The organism is Pseudocitrobacter sp. 73, assembly GCF_008369545.1.
GTDB lineage: Bacteria > Pseudomonadota > Gammaproteobacteria > Enterobacterales > Enterobacteriaceae > Pseudocitrobacter > Pseudocitrobacter vendiensis.
In genome coordinates this window covers 70,406-87,177 of record NZ_VTZO01000015.1, presented here as the reverse complement: position 1 = coordinate 87,177, position 16,772 = coordinate 70,406, and the positions used below count along the sequence as shown (strand labels likewise).

Annotated in this window: 16 protein-coding genes; 10 read left to right on the top strand and 6 right to left on the bottom strand. The window is 55.3% G+C overall.

The genetic code is table 11. The features are described from left to right. Window positions 1-82: 82 nt before the first annotated feature. The gene (gene ygjG, locus F0Q32_RS16380; protein ID WP_223145806.1) at window positions 83-1,471 is read right to left on the bottom strand and encodes a putrescine aminotransferase; all 1,389 of its coding nucleotides are present in this window, start codon (window positions 1,469-1,471) and stop codon (window positions 83-85) included. A gap of 345 nt (window positions 1,472-1,816) precedes the next feature. Here ygjG and F0Q32_RS16375 point away from each other — a divergent pair, with 345 nt between their 5' ends. Next, window positions 1,817-3,337, top strand: coding sequence for a PAS domain-containing methyl-accepting chemotaxis protein (locus F0Q32_RS16375; protein WP_149463925.1), 1,521 nt, complete (start codon window positions 1,817-1,819; stop codon window positions 3,335-3,337). Here the strand turns inward: F0Q32_RS16375 and F0Q32_RS16370 are convergent. Next, window positions 3,334-3,924: a PadR family transcriptional regulator gene (locus F0Q32_RS16370; protein WP_149464054.1), complete on the bottom strand. Its 591-nt coding sequence runs from the start codon at window positions 3,922-3,924 to the stop codon at window positions 3,334-3,336. The genes F0Q32_RS16375 and F0Q32_RS16370 overlap by 4 nt on opposite strands. A gap of 248 nt (window positions 3,925-4,172) precedes the next feature. On the opposite strand from F0Q32_RS16370, the gene F0Q32_RS16365 reads away from it, so the two are divergent. The 8 genes from F0Q32_RS16365 (at window position 4,173) to F0Q32_RS16330 (ending at window position 11,326) form a co-directional block, all read left to right on the top strand. Continuing rightward, the gene (locus F0Q32_RS16365) at window positions 4,173-4,937 is read left to right on the top strand and encodes a siderophore-interacting protein (RefSeq protein ID WP_149463924.1); all 765 of its coding nucleotides are present in this window, start codon (window positions 4,173-4,175) and stop codon (window positions 4,935-4,937) included. Between the two features lie 251 nt (window positions 4,938-5,188). After that, window positions 5,189-6,211, top strand: coding sequence for a methionine ABC transporter ATP-binding protein (locus tag F0Q32_RS16360; protein ID WP_149463923.1), 1,023 nt, complete (start codon window positions 5,189-5,191; stop codon window positions 6,209-6,211). Next, window positions 6,204-6,872 (top strand): methionine ABC transporter permease, encoded by a 669-nt coding sequence (locus F0Q32_RS16355; RefSeq protein WP_108475053.1) that lies wholly within the window; start codon window positions 6,204-6,206, stop codon window positions 6,870-6,872. The genes F0Q32_RS16360 and F0Q32_RS16355 overlap by 8 nt, the downstream gene beginning before the upstream one ends. 23 nt (window positions 6,873-6,895) lie before the next feature. Beyond that, on the top strand, window positions 6,896-7,708 hold the full coding sequence (locus F0Q32_RS16350) for a MetQ/NlpA family ABC transporter substrate-binding protein (RefSeq protein WP_149463922.1): 813 nt from the start codon (window positions 6,896-6,898) through the stop codon (window positions 7,706-7,708). 116 nt (window positions 7,709-7,824) lie between these two features. Then, on the top strand, window positions 7,825-8,175 hold the full coding sequence (locus F0Q32_RS16345) for a copper resistance protein (RefSeq protein ID WP_149464053.1): 351 nt from the start codon (window positions 7,825-7,827) through the stop codon (window positions 8,173-8,175). Between the two features lie 49 nt (window positions 8,176-8,224). Then, entirely contained in the window at window positions 8,225-10,237 is a 2,013-nt protein-coding gene (locus F0Q32_RS16340; protein ID WP_149463921.1) for a protein-disulfide reductase DsbD, read from the top strand. Continuing rightward, on the top strand, window positions 10,237-10,833 hold the full coding sequence (locus tag F0Q32_RS16335) for a DsbA family protein (protein WP_149463920.1): 597 nt from the start codon (window positions 10,237-10,239) through the stop codon (window positions 10,831-10,833). The genes F0Q32_RS16340 and F0Q32_RS16335 overlap by 1 nt, the downstream gene beginning before the upstream one ends. Next, on the top strand, window positions 10,823-11,326 hold the full coding sequence (locus F0Q32_RS16330; protein WP_149463919.1) for a protein disulfide oxidoreductase: 504 nt from the start codon (window positions 10,823-10,825) through the stop codon (window positions 11,324-11,326). The genes F0Q32_RS16335 and F0Q32_RS16330 overlap by 11 nt, the downstream gene beginning before the upstream one ends. Here F0Q32_RS16330 and F0Q32_RS16325 read toward each other — a convergent pair. The 4 genes from F0Q32_RS16325 to F0Q32_RS16310 all read right to left on the bottom strand — a co-directional run bounded on the left by F0Q32_RS16325 (window position 11,323) and on the right by F0Q32_RS16310 (window position 15,922). Then, window positions 11,323-12,303, bottom strand: a complete 981-nt coding sequence (locus tag F0Q32_RS16325) for a spore coat protein U domain-containing protein (protein WP_149463918.1) — start codon at window positions 12,301-12,303, stop codon at window positions 11,323-11,325. The genes F0Q32_RS16330 and F0Q32_RS16325 overlap by 4 nt on opposite strands. A gap of 16 nt (window positions 12,304-12,319) precedes the next feature. After that, window positions 12,320-14,554 (bottom strand): fimbria/pilus outer membrane usher protein, encoded by a 2,235-nt coding sequence (locus F0Q32_RS16320; protein WP_149463917.1) that lies wholly within the window; start codon window positions 14,552-14,554, stop codon window positions 12,320-12,322. A gap of 103 nt (window positions 14,555-14,657) precedes the next feature. Next, window positions 14,658-15,377 (bottom strand): molecular chaperone, encoded by a 720-nt coding sequence (locus F0Q32_RS16315; RefSeq protein WP_149463916.1) that lies wholly within the window; start codon window positions 15,375-15,377, stop codon window positions 14,658-14,660. A 14-nt stretch (window positions 15,378-15,391) separates the two neighbouring features. Beyond that, a complete protein-coding gene (locus F0Q32_RS16310; RefSeq protein WP_149463915.1) occupies window positions 15,392-15,922 on the bottom strand; it encodes a spore coat protein U domain-containing protein in 531 nt (176 codons plus the stop codon). Window positions 15,923-16,366: 444 nt separating this feature from the next. On the opposite strand from F0Q32_RS16310, the gene F0Q32_RS16305 reads away from it, so the two are divergent. Next, on the top strand, window positions 16,367-16,666 hold the full coding sequence (locus tag F0Q32_RS16305) for a DUF1889 family protein (RefSeq protein WP_149463914.1): 300 nt from the start codon (window positions 16,367-16,369) through the stop codon (window positions 16,664-16,666). Window positions 16,667-16,772: the final 106 nt, after the last annotated feature.

Sequence of the window (16,772 nt, the reverse complement as noted above, 5' to 3'; positions counted from 1 at the left end):
CGTAGAAAAGGGAAAAGGGGAATGCAGGGATTGTGATGGGATTCAAAGAACGCCCCCCCACGAAAAGAGGGGGGCGTGAGATTTACTGCTCTGTTGTGGCCTGTTGATCGACCCGTAATGACGCCAGCGCCTTGCGTGTGGCCTTCAGCACCTGCTCGCACTGTTCGATAGTCAGCGTAAGCGGTGGCTCTATGCGGATGGTTTTAGCATTGTTGAGCGTCCCGGCAACCAGCACGCGCTGGCGGAACATTTCACTCGCGAAGCTGTAGCCGATTTCGTTATCAACAAATTCAATCGCCATCAGCATCCCTTTACCGCGCGCTTCACGCACCAGGTCCGGGTATTCGCGTGCCAGGCTGCGGAAGCCGTCCAGCAACATATCGCCTTTTTGCTCCGCCTGCGCCGGAAGGTTCTCCGTCAACAGCACGTTGATGGTGGCGAGTGCGGCCGCACAGGCCAGCGGGTTGCCGCCAAAGGTGGTGGTATGCAGGAACGGATTATCGAACAGCACCGAAAAGACCTCTTCGGTGGCGATGGTTGCGCCGATGGGCATCACGCCGCCGCCGAGTGCTTTCGCCAGGCACAAAATGTCCGGCTGAACGTTCTCGTGTTCGCAGGCAAACATTTTGCCCGTGCGCCCCATCCCGGTTTGCACTTCATCGAAGATCAGTAACGCGCCAAACTCGTCGCACAGCTTGCGTACTGCGGGCAGGTAACCCTGCGGTGGCAGGATCACGCCGCCTTCACCCTGGATAGGTTCCAGGATCACCGCCGCTACGTCGTCACCGGTTTTCTGGCATTCGGATAGCGCCAGACGCATGGCGTCGATGTTGCCAAACGGCACATGACGGAAGCCCGGCAGCAGCGGCATAAACGGCTTACGGAACGTGGATTTCGCTGTGGCCGAGAGTGCGCCAAGCGATTTCCCGTGAAACGCGCCGCTGGTGGCGATGAAGGTGAATTTACCCCGTGGTGATTGATACGCTTTGGCAAGCTTCAGCGCCGCTTCCACGGATTCGGTGCCACTGTTGCTGAAGAAACTGTACTTCAGTTTCCCCGGCGCCAGCGCGGCCAGCGTTTTTGCCAGCATCGCACGAAGCGGGTCGAGCAGCTCCTGGCTGTGTAGCGGTTGTTTGACGAGCTGATTCTGTACGGCGGAAACCACAACTGGATTACGGTGCCCCACGTTGAAAATGCCAAATCCACCCAGACAATCAATAAACTCCTGTCCCTGGGTGTCGACAAGCGTATTCAGGCTCCCCGCTTGCCACTCTACGGCTCCGTAATCCCCGCCGGCGGTCACAGATTTTCGATACTCCAGAAACCCCGGGTTTACATGCTCTTTAAAGTATTCTCTGACCTCCTGATTGAGAGCTTTCATCTCCTCATGATCAAGCGTGCGCTTTTCAATGAGATTCAATGCGTGTGCGCTACAGGCCAAAGCCGATGCGCTGGAAGGTAATCTGTTCAAAATAAGCTCCCGGGGGTCACGTATCACACGATACTGAATTAAGTATTGCAGGGAATGCGCCACTTCGAAGCGGGCGCTGAAAATCGGGATAAACACCAGGGAGAAATGCAGTTGCACAATATTTAATCGTCCAGCGGCCTTGTTGCCGCAGGAGATAGAAAAATCTCATTTCGCCAGAATGGGGCGAGCTGCGCGAAAACGGGGCAGATCCTGCGCCATTTTGACGCGTAAGAGAATATATCCTCTAAAAATGCGAGCTGAATCGAGATTAACGAATAAAGCTCAGTCATCCGCCGCCGACATAACCTTTACACAATAAGCCTTATTACCGGCAAGGATACCTGCATGTCTTCACAACCCTGGGTTAGCCAGCATGAATACCCGCTGGATGAACAGACGACCTTAATGTCCACCTCCGATCTCAACAGCTATGTCACTCATGTGAACGATGCGTTTATTCAGGTGAGCGGCTACAGCCTCGAAGAGATTAGCGGTCAACCGCATAATCTGGTGCGCCATCCGGATATGCCGAAAGCGGCGTTTGCCGATATGTGGTACACCCTGAAACAGGGCGAGCCGTGGAGCGCAATTGTCAAAAACCGACGTAAAAATGGCGACCATTATTGGGTGCGCGCCAATGCGATTCCGATGGTGCGACAAGGGAAGGTGACTGGCTATATGTCGATTCGTACCCAGGCGACGCCAGAAGAAATCGCGGTCACGGAGCCGCTCTATCGTGCGCTCAAAGAGGGGCGAAGCCACAAGCGCCTGCACAAAGGTATGGTGGTAAGTCAACGCTGGTGGGGCAAACTACCCGCGATGCCGCTACGCTGGCGCGTGCGGGCAATCATGATGTTTATTTTTGTGCTGTTAGCGGGGGCGTTATTGGCTACACATGCGTCGTGGATAGCCTTGGCCGTCGCGGCATTGTTGATGGTTTTCGCAACGATCCTTTTTGAAGTACAGGTAGTGCGTCCGGTAGAAAACGTCGCGCGTCAGGCATTAAGCGTGGCGACGGGCGGGAGAAACAGCGTGCAACATCTGAACCGCGGTGATGAGCTCGGGCTGATTTTGCGATCGGTCGGGCAACTGGGGCTTATCTGTCGCTGGTTGAAAAATGATGTCGCAAGCCAGGTCTCCAGCGTCAGTCAGGGAAGCGATACGCTCGCGAAGGGCAACGATGTGCTCAATGAACGCACCCGACAAACGGTGGTTAACGTTCAGCAGACCGTAGCAACGATGAACGAGATGAATGCCTCCGTGCAAAGCAATTCGCAAACGGCGGCGGCAGCCGATAAGCTCTCAATTGCCGCCAGCGGCGCGGCGGAGCAGGGCGGGCAGGCAATGCAGGGCGTGGTCAGAACGATGGACGAAATTGCTGACAGCACGCAGCGGATTGGCTCAATCACCACGCTTATCAATGATATTGCTTTCCAGACCAATATTCTGGCGCTTAATGCGGCGGTCGAAGCCGCGCGAGCGGGCGATCAGGGGAAAGGCTTTGCGGTGGTCGCGGGAGAGGTGCGCCAGCTGGCGAGCCGCAGCGCAACGGCGGCCAACGACATTCGTAAGCTGATTGAGGCCAGCGCCAGCAAGGTGCATTCCGGCGCCGATCAGGTTCACGCGGCGGGGCGGGTGATGAACGATATTCTGGCGCAGGTGCAGAATGTGACGCAGTTGATTGCACAAATCAGCCAGTCGACCTCAGAACAGGCCAACGGGCTGTCGGATATTACCCGCGCGGTGGCGGAACTGGATGCCATTACCCAGAAAAATGCCGGGCTGGTTGCCGAAAGCGCCCATGTGTCGGCGATGGTAAAACATCGCGCCAGCCGGCTTCAGGACGCTGTCACGGTACTGCATTAATCAAGCTGTGAAATTTCCAGCGCCGCGCGGTCGATCACGCCAACAATCTGTTTTAGCTGCGCGTCGCTGATTTCGCTCTGGTTCACTTTCAGGTTCAGTACGGCCTTGAAGTTTTCCAGCGCGCGTTTCATTTGCGGATCTTTACGCAGTTCGTGGCCGACCATGCGGAGTTTCAGTTTCGCCTGAACCTGCTCCAGCACCTCTTTGTTTTCCACCAGCACATTACTGCCTTCCCCGGTGATGGCGATTTTTTTACGTCCACCGTCTTCTTCCTGGATGGTGATCAGCCCCTGATCCTGCAACAGGTCGAGTGTCGGGTAGATTACGCCAGGGCTTGGGCTGTAGTTGCCCTGGGTCATGTTTTCGATCTCTTTGATCAACTCGTAACCGTGGCTGGCGTTGCGGGAGAGGATATCCAGTACCACCAGACGCAGCTCGCCATGGCCGAAGAAACGCTGACGACGCCCGCCGCCAAAGCCGCCTCCACCGCCGTGACGACCTTCACCACGACCACCGCGGCATTCGCGCTCACCATGGCATTCACGACCACCGCGACCTTCACGACCAAACTCTGAAAAGTGTCTCATCATTTTTTACCTTAATTTTGTTTCGATATATCTAATTTATATCTAAATGTCTGGATTTAGCAAGGGTGAGGCGGGGTGTTTTTATATATTCATGAAATATAACAAATTAATTTTATTTCCCCAATTTTTTGTGCGATATATAAAGTATATCTTAAAAAAACTTGCTTTCTGTCTAATTGCCAATCATTATCATTTGCATCAAGTTTAGATATATCTATTTTTTCACGATGGCGACGGATAACATCACTATGACAGAAAAAAAATACCCACAGCGTGTGCGTAATGAACTGCGTTTTCGCGAATTAACCGTGTTACGCGTTGAGCGCATCGGCGCCGCTTTTCAGCGCATTGTGCTGGGTGGTGAGGCGCTGGAAGGCTTCTCCTCACGCGGCTTTGACGATCACACCAAACTGTTTTTCCCTCAGGCCGGCGAACGTATCGCCCCGCCGACCATGACCGACGAAGGGATCGTTTGGCCGGATGGTGTGCGCCCGCAGTCGCGAGACTACACGCCTCTCTACAACGCCGAGCGTCATGAGCTGGCCTATGACTTCTTTATTCATGATGGCGGCGTGGCAAGTTCATGGGCGATGAATGCCCGCGGGGGGGATACGCTAACGATTGGTGGGCCGCGTGGTTCGCTGGTGGTGCCGGAGGATTACGCCTGGCAGCTTTATGTGTGTGATGAATCGGGTATGCCTGCGTTGCGCCGCCGCCTGGAAAGCCTGCGCCAGCTGCCGTCGCGCCCGCAGGTTAAGGCCATTGTGACGATCGCGGATGAGGCGTATCAGGACTATCTGGCGGAGTTCAGCGAGTTTGATATTGAGTGGGTGGTGGGTCATCACGAACAAGCCGTGGCCGATAAGCTGGCGACGCTGGCCGTTCCGGCAGAAGACTATTTTATCTGGGTGACCGGGGAAGGCGCGGTGGCGAAATCACTGGTGAGGCGTTTTGAAAATGACGCGATTGATCAACAACTGGTGCGGACTCAGGCGTACTGGCATAAGAAGTAAGTGCGTTGGTTTTGTCGGGTGGCGCTGCGCTTACCCGACCTACAAAAGCTGAAAACGCGGTGTGTCGGGTGACATCGCATTTGCCAAATTCCGACTATGCTTTGCCGAAAATAATCGTATTGCCCCACCCGGCGCGGCGACTCGCTTATAACCTTTCGTAATAACACATTCCTTTTTGTTGTTTGCTATCTATCACTCATTCCCGATATCGTCTGGACGTCCATACTTCTAAACCGCTATTTGGCAGACGAATGATAGTACTCAGGAATATTTCAAAGATTTTTAACCCTGGAAAAGGGACGATTACGGCGGTCGATAACGTCAACCTGAGCATTGAGCAGGGGCAGATTTACGGCATTATCGGCTACAGCGGCGCGGGAAAAAGCACGCTGATTCGCCTGCTTAACGGGCTGGAAAAACCCACTACGGGTAGCGTTGTCATTAACGGGCAGGATATCTCCGCCGCGAAAGGCGAAAGTCTGCGCCAGGCACGCCTCAAAATCAGCATGGTATTTCAGCACTTTAACCTGCTCTGGTCGCGCACGGTCAGCGAAAACATCGCTTTTTCGATGCAGATTGCCGGCGTACCGAAAGCCAAAATTCGCGCTCGCGTGGCGGAACTGGTTGAGCTGGTGGGCCTGAAGGGGCGTGAAAATGCCTATCCCTCACAGTTAAGCGGCGGGCAGAAACAACGTGTGGGTATCGCCCGCGCGCTGGCCAACGACCCGGACGTGCTGCTGTGCGATGAAGCCACCTCGGCGCTCGACCCGCAAACAACCGATCAAATTCTCGACCTGCTACTGGATATCAACCGCCGCTTCCGTTTAACCATTGTGCTCATCACCCATGAAATGCACGTGGTGCGCAAAATCTGCGACCGCGTGGCGGTGATGGAAGACGGCAAAGTGGTGGAAGAGGGTGATGTGCTGGAGGTCTTTACCCATCCGCAAAAACCGATTACTCAGCAGTTTGTGCGCCAGGTAAGCCAGTACGTCGAAGAGGAGGCGTTTAACCCCGATCTCACCGACGGCCTGACCGGCAGCATTATCAAGCTGACCTTTACCGGGCAGACGACCCATCGCCCGGTCGTCGGTGAACTGACGCTGCGCTATGGCCTGCCATTCAACATTCTGCACGGCAAAATGACGCAGACCACGCACGGCGCGTTTGGTCAGCTCTGGCTGCACGTGGTGGCGAACCCCGAACAACTGAAAAGCATCCTCGCAGATTTGCAGGAAACCGGCATCGACAGCGAGGTAGTGAAACATGGCTGAGCAATTCTTACCGCATCTGAAATGGGATGCCCTGTGGGCCGCCACCCAGGAGACGCTCTACATGACCGCGCTTTCCGGTGTGGCGACGTTTGTCCTCGGCATCGCGCTCGGGCTGGCGCTGTTTCTGACCGCCAAAGGCGGGCTCTTTTATAACCGCCCGCTGTACAGCGTGATTTCGGTGGTGGTGAACGTCTTCCGTTCCATTCCGTTCATTATTTTGATTGTGTTGCTGATCCCGTTTACCAAAACGATCGTCGGCACCATTCTCGGCGCGAACGCGGCGCTGCCCGCCCTGATTGTTGGTGCGGCTCCGTTCTATGCGCGACTGGTCGAGATTGCCCTGCGTGAAGTCGACAAAGGGGTGATTGAGGCAACCCGGTCTATGGGCGCACGTTTGTCGACGCTGATTTTTCGCGTCCTGCTGCCCGAATCTTCCCCGGCGCTGGTTTCCGGTATTACCGTCACGCTGATTGCGCTGGTGAGTTACAGCGCAATGGCGGGGGTGATCGGCGCAGGTGGCTTAGGGAATCTGGCTTATCTGGAAGGATTCCAGCGCAACCACAATGACGTCACGCTGGTCGCGACGGTGACTATTCTCATCATCGTTTTCATCATCCAGTTTTGCGGCGACGTACTGACTTCTCTGTTAGATAAACGCTAATAACACACACAGGAACCATCATCATGAAAAAGACACTCACGCTAATCGCCGCCGCTACCCTGAGCGCCCTGAGCTTTGCTTCCTGGGCTGACACCCTGACCGTGGGGGCGTCCAACACGCCGCACGCGGAAATTCTGGAGCAGGCGAAACCGATTCTGGCGAAGCAGGGTATCGACCTGGAGATTAAACCGTTCCAGGACTACATCCTGCCGAACACCGCGCTGGCAGGTCGCGACATTGACGCCAACTACTTCCAGCACATCCCGTATCTGAACAGCGTGCTGAAAGATCATGCGGGCGATAAAGATTATGATTTCGTGAGTGCCGGGGCGATCCACATCGAGCCGATTGGTATTTACTCCAAAAAATACAAGACGCTGAAAGACCTGCCGGAAGGCGGCAAAATCATCATGCGTGACGCGGTTTCCGAAGAGGGACGTATTCTGACCATCTTCGAAAAAGAGGGCGTGATCAAACTGAAACCGGGGATTGATAAAGTGACCGCGCGTATCGGCGACATCGTGGAGAACCCGAAAAAGCTGCAATTCCTGCCGAACGTCGAAGCGTCTCTGCTGCCGCAGATGTACAACAACGACGAAGGTGCGGCGGTGGTGATCAACGCCAACTACGCGATTGATGCGGGCCTCGACCCGGTGCATGATCCGATTGCGGTCGAGAGCGGTGAAAATAACCCGTATGCGAATATCATTACCGTGCATCGCGGCGACGAGAAGAAAAAAGATATTGTGGCGCTGGTGAACGTGCTGCACTCCAAAGAGATTCAGGAGTGGATCCGCACCAAATACAAAGGTGCGGTTATTCCGGTGAATAACTGATCCTTCCGCCCGGTTAACGCCGGGCGTTTCTCTCTCTCCAACACTTCTTTACAGCAATAAGATTGCCAAACCATTTTCGTCCGTTAAGATTAAGCCCGTATTTATACGAGGTAATGATGATTCATCGGCAGCGAAAGGCGATTTTACTGGTAGCCCTTGCATGTCTGGTGGTGCTGGTTTGCACCGCGCAGCGCATGGCGAGCCTGCACGCCCTGACGATGAACGTTGCCTCCGTAAGCCAGACCGTCTCATCGGATGGCGATGCGCCCGTCACGCCTTGCGAGCTGAGCGCGAAATCGCTGCTGGCGTCGCCGCCGGTGCTGTTTGAAGGCGCGCTGTTTGCCGTTGCGTTGCTGCTGGCGGTACTGGCGGCGCTGCCCGTCTTCTTCACGCGTGTCTGGCCTCCTCGCGTTATCTCTTCGCCCCGATTGCGGGTGCATCTACGATTGTGCGTCTTCCGTGAGTGAGTTTTAGCCTGCGTTATTCAGGTTAATTAATTACTTACGGAGAAAACCGATGCTTACTTTTTTCAGGCAGCTTCTGCTCTGCCTGGTTTGTCTGTGGCTGCCCGCAAGCTGGGCGGCGGACAGCGGCTGGCTGCGCGCCGCCGATAACGACCACGCCAGCGTGCGGCTGCGCACGCAAACTCTTCCGGGCGGCGATACGCGCCTGCTTCTGGATGTTCAACTGGAGAAGGGCTGGAAAACCTACTGGCGCTCGCCGGGCGAGGGTGGGATTGCGCCCACTATCGTCTGGGATAATGCGCCGACGGTGACCTGGCGCTGGCCGGTGCCGCAACGTTTTGATGTCGCGGGTATTACGACGCAGGGCTATCACGATAACGTTAGCTTCCCCATCACGCTGCATGATGTAAAAACGCCGACGCTGAGCGGCGTGCTGACGCTCTCTACCTGTAGCAACGTCTGTATTCTGACGGACTATCCGTTCTCGCTCGACCTGCGCGCGCCGACGAATAAAAACATCGATTACGACTTCACCCGCGCGATGGGCACCCTGCCACGCGAAGATGGGCTGACCACCACATTGCGGGCGGATTACGCGCCGGGAAAAATGATCGTTACCGCCACGCGTGAGGGCGGATGGCAATCGCCCGCGCTGTTTCTTGATACGCTGGATGGCGTGAGTTTTGCCAAACCCAGTGTCCAGATGAACGGCGATACGCTCACTGCCACCGTGCCGGTGACGGACGAATGGGGCGATAGCGCGCCGGATTTACAGGGCAAAACGCTGTCGCTGGTGCTGGTGGATAAGGGCCTCGCGCAGGAGAGTACGCGGGTAATTGGCCTGGCGAGTGGGCTGTCGTCAGAAAGCGTGTCGCTGTGGCTGGTGCTGTCGATGGCGCTGCTCGGTGGGCTGATCCTTAACATTATGCCCTGCGTATTACCGGTGCTGGCGATGAAACTTGGCTCGGTATTACAGGGTGATAGCACGCAGCGCGGCGTAGTGCGGCGGCAGTTTCTGGCCTCGGTGGCGGGGATTGTGGCGTCATTTCTGGCGCTGGCATTGATGATGACAGTACTCCGCCTGAGCAATCAGGCGCTGGGCTGGGGAATACAGTTCCAGAATCCGTGGTTTATTGCGGCGATGGTGCTGGTAATGGTGCTGTTCAGCGCCAGCCTGTTGGGATTGTTCGAAATTCGCCTCTCATCAAACACCACGACGTTTCTCGCTACGCGTGGCGGTCACGGGCTGGCGGGGCATTTCTGGCAGGGCGCATTTGCCACGCTGCTGGCAACGCCCTGCACCGCACCGTTCCTTGGGACGGCGGTATCGGTGGCGCTGGTTGCGCCGCTGCCGAAACTGTGGGGCATTTTCCTTGCGATGGGGATTGGCATGAGCCTGCCGTGGCTGCTGGTTGCAGCCTGGCCGGGGCTGGCGCTGCGCCTGCCGAAGCCGGGCCGCTGGATGAACGTCGTGCGTGTTGTGCTGGGCGTGATGATGCTGGGCTCTGCACTCTGGCTGCTGACGCTACTGAACGCGCATGTTGGGGCCGCCGTCACCTGGGGAATTGGCGGTGTGCTGGCGCTGCTGCTGTGCGCCGCACTGGCCTGGCGCTATCGCGGGCGTGTGGCGCTGTGCGCGGCGGGGCTGATGCTGCTGACCGCGGCGGCGCTTTTCTGGCTTCCACAATCGGCTTCCCCCCTGCGCGACCAAATTGACTGGCAACCGCTGAGCGAACAGGCGATCCAGACGGCGCTGGCTGACGGTAAACGCGTGTTTGTCGATGTGACCGCCGACTGGTGCGTCACCTGTAAAGCCAATAAATACAATGTGCTGCTACGCGATGACGTTCAGCAGGCGCTGACTGCGCCGGATGTTGTCGCCCTGCGTGGTGACTGGAGCCGCCCATCCGCCGTCATCAGCCAGTTCCTCCAGCGCCGCCAAAGCGCGGCTATCCCGTTTAATCAAATTTATGGCCCCGGAACGCCGCAGGGCGAGATTCTGCCGCCGCTGCTCAGCCGCGATGCGGTGTTGAATGCGTTATCGAACGCCAAAGGAAAAAACTAATGCGTGTATTTACTCTGATGTTACTGCTGTGCATGGCCACCTTTAGTCAGGCACAAGAATCGGACACCCAATCGCAGCTCACTGAGATGATTTTCAATGATCCGTCCAGCCCCCGTAAAGGCGCGGAAAAACCGGCGCTGGTGATCGTCAATTTTACCGATTACAACTGCCCTTACTGCAAACAGTTTGACCCGATGCTGGAGAAAATTGTGCAGGATTACCCACAGGTGCAACTGATCGTCAAACTGCTGCCGTTTCGCGGCGAAAGTTCGATGACCTCCGCCCGCGTGGCGTTAACCACCTGGCGTCAGCAGCCGGAAAAATTCTGGGCGCTGCATCAGCGGTTAATGGCGAAAAAAGGCACGCACGATGACGCCTCGATCCTGAGTGCGCAGCAGAAAACCCAGACGGCGGATATCAAGGCGGATGCGCAAAGCACGGACAGCGTGAAGCTGAATCTGATCCTGTCGCAGGTGCTGGGCATTCAGGGAACGCCCGCGACGATCGTTGGCGATCAACTGGTGGCGGGCGCCATCGCCTATGACGATCTGGAGGCGCTGGTGAAAGAACAGCTGGCGAAAGCCAATGCGCAGTAAATTACGCCGCTGGCTGAAGGATCTGGTTGTCCTGCTGCTCCTGGCAATGGCGCTGATGTGGGGGATGGATCAACTGCGTAAGCCTGAACTCCCGGAGAATGTTTCCGGGATAGCCTTACAGACCCTGGACGGCGAAACCCATTCGCTGGTGGATCTGAGCCAGGAAAAGCCGTTGTTACTCTACGTATGGGCGACCTGGTGTGGCGTATGCCGCTACACCACGCCAGCGGTGGAGCAACTTTCGCAGGAGGGTCAGAACGTACTGAGCGTGGCCCTGCGCTCCGGAGACGACAGCCAACTGGCGCAATGGATGGCAAAAAAGCACCTGACCCTGCCCGTGGTAAACGACCCGCGCGGTGAGCTTTCCGCGCGCTGGCAGGTAAGTGTGACGCCCACGCTGGTGGTTATTTCGCAGGGCCAGGTGGTGAATGTGACTACCGGCTGGACCAGCTACTGGGGCATGCGCGCCCGGCTGTGGTGGAGCGGGCTTTAGTAGGTCACGTTGATAGTGACCGTGTCGGCGTAGGTGTCGGGCGTGTAATTCGCGCTTGGCACCGTGGCATACGCATTGTAGGTGGTGGTTTGCCCGTTCCCCGTTCCGGCAACTGTATTGGTGCCTGTGCTGTTTCCCCATGGCGCACCGCTGTTTCCGGCGGCGGAGCGAAGCTGATACGGCACCTGATCGCTGTTGCTGGCATTGCCAGTATTGGTTTTCATCACCCCACTACCCGTCGTGCTGTTGTTGGACGGTACCAGCCCGATGGTATAGGGCGTATTGTTGGTGCAGGCCACGCTAATGCTGTTGTTAGCGCTCAGGTTGGTATCGGTGAAGGCGGCATTGCCAAAATTGATATTACTCGCCGTGGTGACGTTGCAAAATTTGGTCACGGTAGCCTGGACGTTAAAAGGAAAAGTTGGCCCCTGCGTGGTTCCACAGGTCGTCGGTGGCGCCAGCAGGCCGACGTTGATGGTCATGCTGGCGGTCGCCGCCGTATAGGTATCCTGATAGCTTCCCGGCACGACGGTGGTTTGCCTGGCAGGCACTTTGGCATACACCGTCGCACTGCCCGTCACTGGCGTCAGGTTTAACAAATTAAGCTGGATCGCCGGAACGGTGGTCCCGCTTTGATACTGACTACCCCAGACAGTGGTGTACCCCGCATTCTGATAAAGCTGATAATCGAGCGTCCCGGCGGGTGGTCCCGCATAAGCCATTCTGCGCGGTATCACCTGACCGCTGTTCGCCGACACGCCGATGTTAAAGCAGATAGTCACACCGGCCAGTAAATCGCCGAGCTCTTTAGTACAGCTGTAGTTGAAGGTCATGCTGGTATTGGTATCCGCGCTGCTTAACGGGTTGACGTTACCAAAGTTGATGTTTTGCACGCCGGACATTGAGCACACCACCGCTTTGCTGGCCAGCGGGCAGAGCAATAATCCCAACAGTAATACCAGATGAATTAACCGCACATCACGACTCCTGTAGTTAGCGACAGACCAATGGGCCAATTTGCGGGATGCCTTTGGCCTGACGCGGGTAATCGAACTGCACAGCACACTTGCCGCCCGGCAGGGCAACTTCCAGCGTATTATGCGGCGACACCATGTCGAAATAGGCCATCCCATCGAAACCGATCATCACCGTATCAGTGTGCTTTTGGCCTGGGTTGAGCGTGGCCTGGCTGCCTTCCGGTAACGCGTGGCCCTGGGCATCCACTAAGACAATCAACGCGGGTTGCGTGGCGGTAATACCAAACTCAACCAGCGTGCCGGAACGATCGGCGGGAACGGCGGCGGTGTTAACGCGGTCGACGCGCGTGTTGGCCGGAAGATTCAGTGTATCGATGCTTATCTGATTGTTTTGATAGCTATTGAGCTGCGTCACCAGCAGCAAGCCGTCGTCGTCGCTGGTGCCGACGACGTTGTTTTCCAGCATCACCGGCACGTCCGGCACGCCCTGCGTCGACACCACCGCAAAACCATTATTGATTTCACGCGCGGCGAACAGGCCACCGCCCATCATCACCAGTGAACCGGTCGCGCCCGCGTAGGCGTAGTGGTCATCGGGAACACGGTTAAAGCCGGTATAGACCTTCCCGTATCGTCCCTGATAGCCGACTTCGCCCTGGCCGCTGGTTTCAGAGGCCTGGCGATTGGCGGCAATATTCCAGCCCCATCCGCCTTCGGACGGCAGCATCTGGCTGGCATTCATCATGTAACCCGTCTCATTGTTGGTGCGCTGGACGGTACCACTGACGGTACGGTTGTTTTCAAGAGAGACTGTCAGCATCAGGTAGACGCTGCTGTCCTGATGATCGTCAAGATTCTGGTTCAGCCCGAGGTTAAGCCAGGTTTTTTCCGTCAACGATTTCGACCAGTTGGCATTCACATAGCGCAGGTTGCTGTCATGAGGGTAGCGAAACTGCAAATAGCCAACGCTGAAATTGCCGAGTGACTGGGCGTTATAGCCTACTACGGTATTGCTGTTGAGCTCCGGCGGCGCCTGGCCGTACGCGGTGGCGATGTCGCGGTAGTCGCCGCTGGTGGCGGTGGTTAAGGTATTAAAGCTAAAAATATCGTTCGACCAGCGATAGCCGAGGCTGTACAGCGTGCCACTTTTTCCTTCATCATCGCTGAAGGCGAGGGCGACTGAAATCGTACCGCTGCGCGGGCCAGGCACCCAGTCATTACTGATGCCACCGTTAATCAGGCTGTCACTGGCTTCACCGTGTGCAGCAGTGGTGAACGTGTTACTGACGCCGTGACGCCAGGTGGCGCTGAGCGCGGGTTTGCTGGCGTAGTCAAACGAGGTGTAACCGTAATTTTCCCGCACCACGCCCAGTTCGGCGGACCACTCGGTTAAGCCTTTTCGCAACAACGACTGATCGTTATAAAACGAAAAATTTTGCACGGTTGTGCGCCCCAGCGCATCGGTCATCGTTACCTGGGCGTTCCCCGCGCCGTTGATATTAGGCAGGGTGTTAATCTCAAAATTCCCGGCAGGGACGTTGCCGTTGTAGTTTCTCACCCCGTTCACGTATAGCTCGACGCTGGAGGGTAACGTGGCAGAACCAAAAAACGCAGGCAGCGGGGTGGTGGGCTGATAGGGCTGCAGGCTGAAATCGGTGCCGATTTGCAGGCCGGCAATACGCGTAGAACGCGACCATGACAGGGCGCTGGTGAGCGTATCCCCCAACGAGATATACAGCATGTTTTCCGGGAAAGAGGAACGCCAATTGGTATCGAGGCGCGTGAAGCCGTTGCTTTGATAACCTGGCGTGCTTTCGGTGGTGTTCTGACTTAACTGGGTCGAGCTGAAAACTCCGGCGGCATTAAAGGCGCGCAGTTCGCTCCACGTGTTGAGGCGCGTTTCATCATCCTGCGCGGCATAGAGATCGTAGTTGAGCAGTAGCCCACGCGAGATGCTGGCTTGTGGCTGCGCCACGTTCTCTATTCCGACCTCGGTGGTACCGAGATCCAGTGCACTAAGCGGGGCGTTGAGCGTGAGCGTTTGCTGCTGAACGTTATAATCGACTTTGAGTTGTGGAATGTCATTAAGCGCGCGCGTCTCACCCGCCGGGAGGCCAATCTGGCGGCGTGTAGCGGGGCTGGCGTAAAGCTTTTCATTATGAAAGCGAAAATGCACCAGCCCTTTAGGGTTTCCGTTAACCGTCACATCAAGGTAGAGGTCGATACCTTCATGCTGCGCGTTATCATTCATCGGAATATCCCGTGATGGGGCAGTGTGGGTGCTGTTCGCGACCGCGGCTCCCGATAAACATGTTGCGCTAAGCAAAATGACGTTTGCCAGACGGGAATGCCTTCTACAGATTTTGCACCGCTTTTTGGCCATTGATCATGACTTCGAGTTTTCCGCCGGGCGCAATATTTGCGGCCTGTGGCGCTAATATCCATCGCATGGTCGAGCCTGGAAGAACATAGCCAAGCAGTCCCGGCGTAATTTCCCTTCTGCCACCCTGATGATTGATATATGTCACCGCCGAGAGTTGCGCATGGCTATTTCCCTGGTTGCTGACCTCAAGGAAATTATCATTTCCCACGCGTTTAACACCCCACGTTAATTTCGCTTCCGGCTTACCACTGTTTTTCGGTTGAATAAAAACGGGGAGTGAATAATGCAAAACAAATTGTAATTTATTGGACTGCGGCGTGGCTGACGGTAATTCATTAACAGATAACCGGTAAGACTCCTCGACACTGTTAGTTGGATCCCCGAGACGAATAACGCGAATCAACTGGCGCTGCCCGGGTTGCAGAGTGAGCATCGGCGGGCTGATAACCAGATCGCGCGAGGCGGTCAGGTTGTCCTGAAAATCGCGCTGACTCCAGTGAAAGACACGCACCTGCGCGTTAATTGCATTGCTGCCTTCGTTGCTCAGCCAGATGCCATCTGCATTTTTATCCTGAAGCGTTAACGAGACAGGAGAAACCTGCAAACCGCTGGCCAGGGCGAGATTTTGTGAGGCGATCAATCCTGTCAGGCAAAGCCAAATAGCCTGCCTTAAAAAGGTTTTTATTCTCATAAAATTCCGTTTAATCAATAGTTAACGTTAACTGTTACCGTGTCGGCGTAGCTATCCGGGGTGAAGTTTGCGCTCGCGGCGGTCGCGTAGACTGTGTAGGTTTGTGCAACGCCAGTACCGGTACCTGCCACGCCATTACCCACCGTGGTGGTGGTAGCGGTATTCCCCCACACCGGGCCGGTGGCGGAGGTTTGGTTGAGCTGGTACGGCACTTTATCGGTATTCGTTGCGGCGTTGGCGACAGATGACATTGCCCCGGCACCGCTGGTCCCGCCACCGTTGGCGGTGGAGGGCGCCAGGCCGATAAAATAGGGCGTTGTTTTCGAGCAGTTCACCGCAATGGTGCTGTTCCCGCTGGTATTGGTGGCGCTGGCATTGACTGAGCCAAGGTTAATATTAGAGGATGCCCCGGCTGTCACGCTGCATGACTTCAGAATAGTAATAAGAACCTGAAAGGTGGCTGTCGCCGTCGCCGCATTGGCTGTTGGAATTACGGCAAATGCAAAGCAGGGAAGAATGAAGCGCAGCAGGGTTGTTGGTTTCATATTCTTATCCTCTACAGGTTATCTTATTTCTTTTCAAAGAAATGGAAGGGGGTTTTTTCTCAATTGGACGTAAGTAAACCTTAGGGTAAGGAAAAGTTTTGCGCCAATCTAAAATAAGAAAATATGCGTATTGATTTAATCGTAAAGATATATTCGGCTTTGTGGTTATTTTATAGGAATATTCTTGTGGAAGTTTTTTAGATATCGAAAATTAAAATCATATATATAATATATTATATTTGTTATTAAGATTAGATTATTGCCTCAAATGGCAAAAAAGTGATTTCCCGCTACACTCCCGATGAGGGAGGCTGAGGATATGGATGCCCGAAGAAGTGACCCGTACGAGGTTTCGTATGAAAGGTGTAAGAATCCCTTTGATATCGTGAGCCATTTGAGGTCTTATAGTCTTGTTAATCACGTGGTTAATTTAAGGACGAGAACATGCCAACAGTCATCGCAAAAGCCCTGGATTTCATCAACGCTATGGATACAACCGTTGCGGTACCGCACTCTATGGATGAAAGCACAGCGAAGGGTATCTTTAAGTATCTGAAAGAAATCGGTGTACAGGTGAGTGCAGAAGACATTACTGCGCGAGGGACTTCAGAGGGATGGAACCCCGAGTTCACCAAAAAAGTAGTCGGATGGGCTGAGAAAATCGCCTCTGACGAGCGTGTTGTGATTAAAAATCCCGAGTATTTTTCATCTTATATGCAGGAGCAACTGAGCGCGTTAGTGTGAGTTAACGTGGTGAGGAGTGCTGCAAAAAACGAAGGGCTTACGTTTTCACGTAAGCCCTTGCTGTATCTGGTGGCCCCTGTTGGGTTTGAACCAACGACCAAGCGAT

Excerpts from the sequence above, each read along its gene's own strand:
- F0Q32_RS16375 (WP_149463925.1), top strand. The coding sequence starts at position 1,817 with ATGTCTTCACAACCCTGGGTTAGCCAGCATGAATACCCGCTGGATGAA.
- F0Q32_RS16350 (WP_149463922.1), top strand. The coding sequence starts at position 6,896 with ATGAAAAAGACACTCACGCTAATCGCCGCCGCTACCCTGAGCGCCCTG.
- F0Q32_RS16305 (WP_149463914.1), top strand. The coding sequence starts at position 16,367 with ATGCCAACAGTCATCGCAAAAGCCCTGGATTTCATCAACGCTATGGAT.
- F0Q32_RS16330 (WP_149463919.1), top strand. The coding sequence starts at position 10,823 with ATGCGCAGTAAATTACGCCGCTGGCTGAAGGATCTGGTTGTCCTGCTG.
- F0Q32_RS16310 (WP_149463915.1), bottom strand. The coding sequence starts at position 15,922 with ATGAAACCAACAACCCTGCTGCGCTTCATTCTTCCCTGCTTTGCATTT.
- F0Q32_RS16345 (WP_149464053.1), top strand. The coding sequence starts at position 7,825 with ATGATTCATCGGCAGCGAAAGGCGATTTTACTGGTAGCCCTTGCATGT.
- F0Q32_RS16315 (WP_149463916.1), bottom strand. The coding sequence starts at position 15,377 with ATGAGAATAAAAACCTTTTTAAGGCAGGCTATTTGGCTTTGCCTGACA.
- F0Q32_RS16355 (WP_108475053.1), top strand. The coding sequence starts at position 6,204 with ATGGCTGAGCAATTCTTACCGCATCTGAAATGGGATGCCCTGTGGGCC.
- F0Q32_RS16360 (WP_149463923.1), top strand. The coding sequence starts at position 5,189 with ATGATAGTACTCAGGAATATTTCAAAGATTTTTAACCCTGGAAAAGGG.
- F0Q32_RS16370 (WP_149464054.1), bottom strand. The coding sequence starts at position 3,924 with ATGAGACACTTTTCAGAGTTTGGTCGTGAAGGTCGCGGTGGTCGTGAA.
- F0Q32_RS16335 (WP_149463920.1), top strand. The coding sequence starts at position 10,237 with ATGCGTGTATTTACTCTGATGTTACTGCTGTGCATGGCCACCTTTAGT.
- F0Q32_RS16340 (WP_149463921.1), top strand. The coding sequence starts at position 8,225 with ATGCTTACTTTTTTCAGGCAGCTTCTGCTCTGCCTGGTTTGTCTGTGG.
- F0Q32_RS16320 (WP_149463917.1), bottom strand. The coding sequence starts at position 14,554 with ATGAATGATAACGCGCAGCATGAAGGTATCGACCTCTACCTTGATGTG.
- F0Q32_RS16365 (WP_149463924.1), top strand. The coding sequence starts at position 4,173 with ATGACAGAAAAAAAATACCCACAGCGTGTGCGTAATGAACTGCGTTTT.